At 62.2% G+C, this 5,735-nt stretch carries 7 protein-coding genes; 6 read left to right on the forward strand and 1 reads right to left on the reverse strand.

Annotated elements, in window-relative coordinates; translation table 11 throughout:
* Window positions 1-202 precede the first annotated feature (202 nt).
* From rplU to proB, 4 genes are all read left to right on the forward strand, one after another.
* Window positions 203-532, forward strand: a complete 330-nt coding sequence (rplU, locus tag M3436_18740) for a 50S ribosomal protein L21 (protein MDQ3566034.1) — start codon at window positions 203-205, stop codon at window positions 530-532.
* A gap of 17 nt (window positions 533-549) precedes the next feature.
* Window positions 550-807 (forward strand): 50S ribosomal protein L27, encoded by a 258-nt coding sequence (gene rpmA, locus M3436_18745; GenBank protein ID MDQ3566035.1) that lies wholly within the window; start codon window positions 550-552, stop codon window positions 805-807.
* Window positions 808-874: 67 nt separating this feature from the next.
* Window positions 875-1,921: a GTPase ObgE gene (obgE, locus tag M3436_18750; GenBank protein MDQ3566036.1), complete on the forward strand. Its 1,047-nt coding sequence runs from the start codon at window positions 875-877 to the stop codon at window positions 1,919-1,921.
* Window positions 1,918-3,051 (forward strand): glutamate 5-kinase, encoded by a 1,134-nt coding sequence (gene proB / locus M3436_18755; protein MDQ3566037.1) that lies wholly within the window; start codon window positions 1,918-1,920, stop codon window positions 3,049-3,051. The genes obgE and proB overlap by 4 nt, the downstream gene beginning before the upstream one ends.
* 31 nt (window positions 3,052-3,082) lie before the next feature.
* Here the strand turns inward: proB and rpsT are convergent, their stop codons facing one another.
* Window positions 3,083-3,346, reverse strand: a complete 264-nt coding sequence (rpsT, locus tag M3436_18760) for a 30S ribosomal protein S20 (protein ID MDQ3566038.1) — start codon at window positions 3,344-3,346, stop codon at window positions 3,083-3,085.
* Between the two features lie 296 nt (window positions 3,347-3,642).
* Between rpsT and murJ the strand changes: the two genes are divergently transcribed.
* A complete protein-coding gene (gene murJ, locus M3436_18765) occupies window positions 3,643-5,148 on the forward strand; it encodes a murein biosynthesis integral membrane protein MurJ (GenBank protein MDQ3566039.1) in 1,506 nt (501 codons plus the stop codon).
* Between the two features lie 23 nt (window positions 5,149-5,171).
* Window positions 5,172-5,735: bifunctional riboflavin kinase/FAD synthetase (locus M3436_18770; protein MDQ3566040.1), on the forward strand; the 564-nt coding region annotated here is incomplete at its 3' end.

Raw genomic sequence — 5,735 nt, forward strand, 5'->3', positions numbered from 1 at the left:
CGTCGTTCATGATGGTCTTCATCCTCCCATCATGAACAGTCGCCGCCTTACTTCAGACTCATCTTGTATTAGAAATAAGCCCTCCCTTCAGACTCATCTTGCATTGGAATAGACTCTTGCTTGTGCGCTGCGCGCGGATTTCGTAGAATTGCCCACCCATTCGGTAACGGAACGATGGGATCACGGTGACGGGGAATTGACCATGCTAGCGGTGCTCAAGACAGGCGGTAAGCAATACGCGGTTCAAGAAAAAGATACAATTTTGGTCGAACGCATCGCGGGCGATGTGGGCGCGAGCGTGGAGCTGCGCGAGGTATTACTGGTCAAGGACGGCGCGCAGGTGACCTTGGGTACGCCCGTGGTCAACGGTGCAGTGGTCGAGGCGGAAATCACCGCGCAACCGCGCGGTACGAAAATCATGGTCGTTAAATTCAAGCGCCGCAAGCACTACCGTAAGCAGATGGGGCATCGGCAGAACCTCACGGAGCTTACGATTCGGTCCATCCGCGGTTCGCCGGAAATGCATGGCTAACGGAGCGTTGTAACACGATGGCACATAAAAAGGCGGGCGGCAGCACGCGTAACGGCCGGGACTCCGAATCGAAACGGCTCGGGGTCAAGCGCTTTGGGGGACAATGGGTCGAAGCGGGCAACATTCTCGTCCGGCAGCGCGGGACCCGCGTTCACGCCGGAGTGAACGTGGGATGTGGCCGCGACCACACGCTGTTTGCCTTGGCACCGGGACGGGTCGTCTTCGCACTGAAGGGGCCAAGGACCCGTACTTATGTGAGCGTAATGCCGCAATAACGCGGCGCGTTGGCGCGCTCGAAAGCCCCGTCCCGGACGGGGTTTTTTTTGCTGCGGTGGATGATCGGTGAAATTTGTCGATGAAGCGCGGATCCGCGTCGAGGCGGGGGCCGGGGGGAACGGTTGCCTGAGCTTTCGCCGTGAGAAGTTCATCCCCTTCGGAGGCCCGAACGGGGGGGATGGCGGGGATGGCGGCCATGTCGTTCTGGAAGTCGCCGAGGGCCTGAACACGCTCGTGGGATTTCGTTATAAGCGCCGGTTTTGCGCGCAAAACGGGCAAGCAGGCATGGGTAAGGACTGCTCGGGACGTGCCGGCGCCGATTGCATCGTCCGGGTCCCCGCGGGGACAGTGGTTTACGACGCCGACAGCGACGAGTTGCTAGGCGATCTCGTGGCTCCCAAGCAACGCCTCGTGGTGGCGCGGGGCGGCCTGCACGGTATAGGGAATACGCGCTTTAAGAGCAGTACCAACCGCGCGCCGCGCAAGATCACCCATGGCCAACCGGGCGAAGCCCGCAATTTACGCATCGAGCTCAAACTACTGGCGGATGTGGGCCTCATGGGCATGCCGAATGCCGGAAAATCGAGTCTCATTCGAGCGGTGTCGGCGTCGCGCACGAAAGTCGCCGGCTATCCTTTCACGACGCTTTATCCGCAACTCGGTGTGGTGCGCGTCGATAGCGAACGCAGTTTCGTCATCGCCGATGTGCCGGGTCTCATCGAAGGGGCGGGCGAGGGCGCGGGCCTCGGCGTGCGGTTCTTGAAGCATTTAGCGCGTACCCGGCTGCTATTGCATGTGGTCGATATCGGGACCCCGGATCGAGTGGAGGACATCGTCGCCAGGATCCGGGCGGTGGAGGAGGAAATTGCTAAGTTCAGCGACCAGCTCTATGCTCGAGAGCGCTGGTTGGTCCTCAACAAAGTGGATTTGCTGCCGGACGCCGATCGCAAAGCATGCGCTGGAGGAATCGTCGCGGCCTTGGCGTGGACCGGGCCGGTGTTCGAGATCTCTGCCTTGAGCGGGGAAGGTTGTCCGGCGCTCGTCTATGCGATCCAAACGCGGCTGGACGCACTGAGCGAATCGGGGCAAGCCGCGGCGTGCGCGCAACAATGAGCACGGGACCGGAGAGAACAGACCTCGGCGCCTCCAGGCGCTGGGTGGTTAAGATCGGTAGCTCGCTCGCCACCAATAATGGCGCGGGTCTGCGCGCCGAATCCCTCGGGGTCTGGGTGGCGCAGATGGCGGTGCTCTGCCGCCAAGGGCGCGAGATCGTGGTGGTGACATCGGGCGCCGTCGCCGAAGGCGTGGTCCGGCTCGGCTGGGCAAGCCGGCCGCACGCCCTGCACAAGCTTCAGGCCGCCGCGGCCATCGGCCAGATGGGGCTCATCCAGACCTACGAAGCGTGTTTTCAGCGTCATGGCTTGCACACGGCACAAGTGCTCCTGACCCATGCGGACTTGGCGCACCGGCAGCGCTATCTGAACGCCCGTAGCACGCTGCGCACGCTTTTGGCGCTGCGGGTCGTACCGGTGGTTAACGAGAACGATACCGTGGCCACCGAAGAGATCCGGGTGGGCGACAACGATACGCTCGCGGGGCTGGTGTCTAATCTCATCGAGGCGACGCTACTCGTGATCCTGACCGATCAGGAGGGCTTACACGAACGCGATCCGCGCGCCGCTCCGCAAGCCCGGCTCATCTCGCGGGCATGTGCCGGCGATCCCGAGCTGGACGCCATGGCGGGAGAGGGCACCCGGCTCGGACGCGGCGGTATGCGGACGAAACTCACGGCGGCGGCGCTCGCGGCACGTTCCGGTACGGCGACCATCATCGCGTCGGGCCATACGCCCGAGGTCCTGCTCGGGATCGCCGCCGGTGCGCAGACGGGTACTTTGCTGGTCCCCGGCGAGAGTCCGCTGGCGGCCCGCAAACAGTGGCTCGCCGGGAGCCTGAAACCACGCGGCCGCTTGGTCTTGGATGCGGGTGCTGCGCGCGTGCTGCTTAAGGCCGGACGGAGCCTGCTGGCCGTGGGCGTGACCGCGGTAGAAGGCGACTTCGGGCGCGGTGAATTGGTCAGTTGCGTGGACCCCGAGGGGCGGGAGATCGCGCGCGGCCTTATCAATTACTCCGCGCAGGAGACGGCGAAGATTAGAGGCCAACCGAGCGACCGCATCGAGAGCGTTCTAGGCTACGTGGACGAGCCGGAACTCATCCACCGTGATAACCTCGTAGTTCTCGAGTAGATTTCCGCTGGCGGAAACCCGAGTTGGCGCGCTACCCCAAGGCGCGGATCGCGAGATGCAGCCGCGTTTTATGCCGCGCCGCCTTGTTCTTACGAATGATTCGCTTGGTCGCCATGCGATCGATAATGGGCACCGCCGCCTTATAGTTCGCGGTAGCGCCGTCCTTGTCGTTTTGCCGAATCGCGCGCACGACCTTCTTGATCATCGAACGCAGCAGGGAGCGCCGGCTGACGTTGCTCGCCCGGCGTTTCTCGGCTTGCCGGGCGCGTTTGCGAGCAGAGGGACAATTAGCCAACCTGATCTCCAATAGCAGTTAAACGGGGGCGGAACTATGCGTATTCCACGAACCGATGTCAATGACGGCGATATCTGCCCGCCGGTTTCCTGTGCTATCGTTGTGAGCAGCCATTAATTTTGAATACCCCGCCGTTCACGGCGGGCACTTTAGCATTGGGGTTTCCAAAGGGGAGTAGTGCAACTCTCCCCTTTGGTCAAGGGCGGGGTTCATAACCCCGCCCGCGAAGTAAAATTGATTTCAGGGGCGACACGCTGAGCATACGCTTATTTCGTTCCACCGCGACCGTGGGGAGTATGACCGTGATCTCGCGCGTGTTGGGGTTCATGCGCGACATGGTCGTCGCGACGCTCTTCGGCGCGGGTTTCGTGGCAGACGCGTTTTTTGTGGCGTTTCGCATCCCCAATCTATTTCGGCGCCTGTTCGCGGAAGGGGCCTTCGCACAAGCGTTCGTGCCGGTCTTGTCAGAATACCGAAACCAGCGAACGCAAGCGGAGACCAAACATCTCGTCGATCACACCGCAGGCGTCCTCGCCGGGTGGCTGGGATTAGCGACCGTGGTCGGCATTGTCTCGGCGCCCGTTCTGGTGCTGGTGTTTGCTCCCGGATTTACGGCCAATCCGGACAAGTACGCGCTGACCGTCGACATGCTCAAGATCACCTTTCCGTATTTGCTGTTTATCTCGCTCGCGGGGTTCGCTTCCGGTATCTTGCAGACCTACGGCCGTTTTGCCGTGCCGGCTTTTACCCCGGCGTTTTTGAACCTCAGCATCATCGGCGCGGCGATCTGGCTCGCGCCCCATATGCAGCAGCCGGTCGTGGCCTTGGCCTGGGGGGTTTTCGTGGGCGGCGCGGTGCAGTTGTTATTTCAACTGCCGTTCTTGCTACCGCTGAAACTGCTCCCGCGGCCGCGCATCAAACGCGGCGATGAAGGCGTCCGGCGTATACTGACGCTGATGGGACCCGCGATTTTCGGGGTCTCGGTGACCCAGATCAATCTCCTTATAGACACCTTGCTCGCGTCGTTTTTAATCACCGGGAGCGTCTCATGGCTGTACTATTCGGACCGGCTGGTGGAGTTTCCCCTGGGGGTGTTTGGGGTCGCGTTGGCGACGGTTATCTTACCGAGCCTCGCTGACAAGCACATCTGCGGCTCAGCCGAGTCGTTCGCCGGCACCCTCGATTGGGCGCTGCGGTGCGTGCTTGTCATCGCTGTGCCGGCGGCGCTCGGCATTGCGCTCCTCGCGGGCCCCATGCTGTGCACGCTTTTCCAATACGGTGAATTCAGCGCACACGATGTCGAGATGTCCACGCGCAGTCTCATCGCCTTTGCTTTCGGACTTCTCGCTTTCGTATTAATCAAGGTGCTCGCGCCGGGATATTATGCCCGGCAAGATACCCGCACCCCGGTCCGTGTGGGTGTGATCGCCATGCTGACGAATATACTGCTCAACGCGGTGCTCATTTGGCCGCTGGCGCATGCGGGATTGGCGCTGGCGACTTCGCTCAGCGCCTATATTAACGCGGCCTTGTTGTACCGTGGTTTGCATCAAGCCAACATTTACCGGCCGCTTCCCGGATGGGGCATGTTTCTCACGCGTGTGATCGTGGCCGCGGCGCTCATGACCCTGTTGTTGCTGCTCGGCCGCGGGGAGATCGGCGATTGGCACCATTGGACCGCCACCGAGCGGGCGCTACGGCTGCTCGCATTGATCGCCTCGGCGGGGCTCGTGTATGCGGGCGCGTTGTGGGTGGGTGGACTGCGGTGGGAACATATGCGCGCGTTTCACCCCTCGGTATAATCGCAGTACGTGCGGCGATGGAATTGATCCGGCGAATCGCGGACCTGCCGCCAAGGCAGCGCGGGTGCGTGGCCAGCGTTGGAAATTTCGATGGCGTGCACTTGGGCCATCAAGCCGTTTGCTCCGAGATCAAACGGGTTGGGAAGCGCCTCGGTTTGGCGACCGCGGTGATCGTCTTCGAACCGCAACCCCAGGAGTACTTCCAGCCTGACGCCGCCCCGCCGCGCTTGACGCGGCTACGGGAAAAGTACGAGCTTTTGAAAGCTCAGGATATTGATCGATTCGTTTGCCTGCGTTTCGACCAAGCGTTCGCGGAGCTGCCGGCACAGGCATTCGTGAAACAGATCTTGGTGTCCGGGCTCGGGGTGCGGAGCGTGGTGGCCGGCGATGATTTTCGCTTCGGCAAGGGACGCGAAGGCGATTATGGGATGCTGGTGGCCTTGGGATCGCGCTACGGGTTTACCGTGGTGCAACCGCCGGTGTTTAAGATCGCCGGGGAGCGCGTGAGCAGTACCCAGGTGCGCCGGGCGCTGGCCGAGGGGGACATGCCGCGCGCGCGGCAACTGCTCGGCCGCGGTTACACTATC

This window comes from Pseudomonadota bacterium, assembly GCA_030859565.1.
Classification (GTDB): domain Bacteria; phylum Pseudomonadota; class Gammaproteobacteria; order JACCXJ01; family JACCXJ01; genus USCg-Taylor.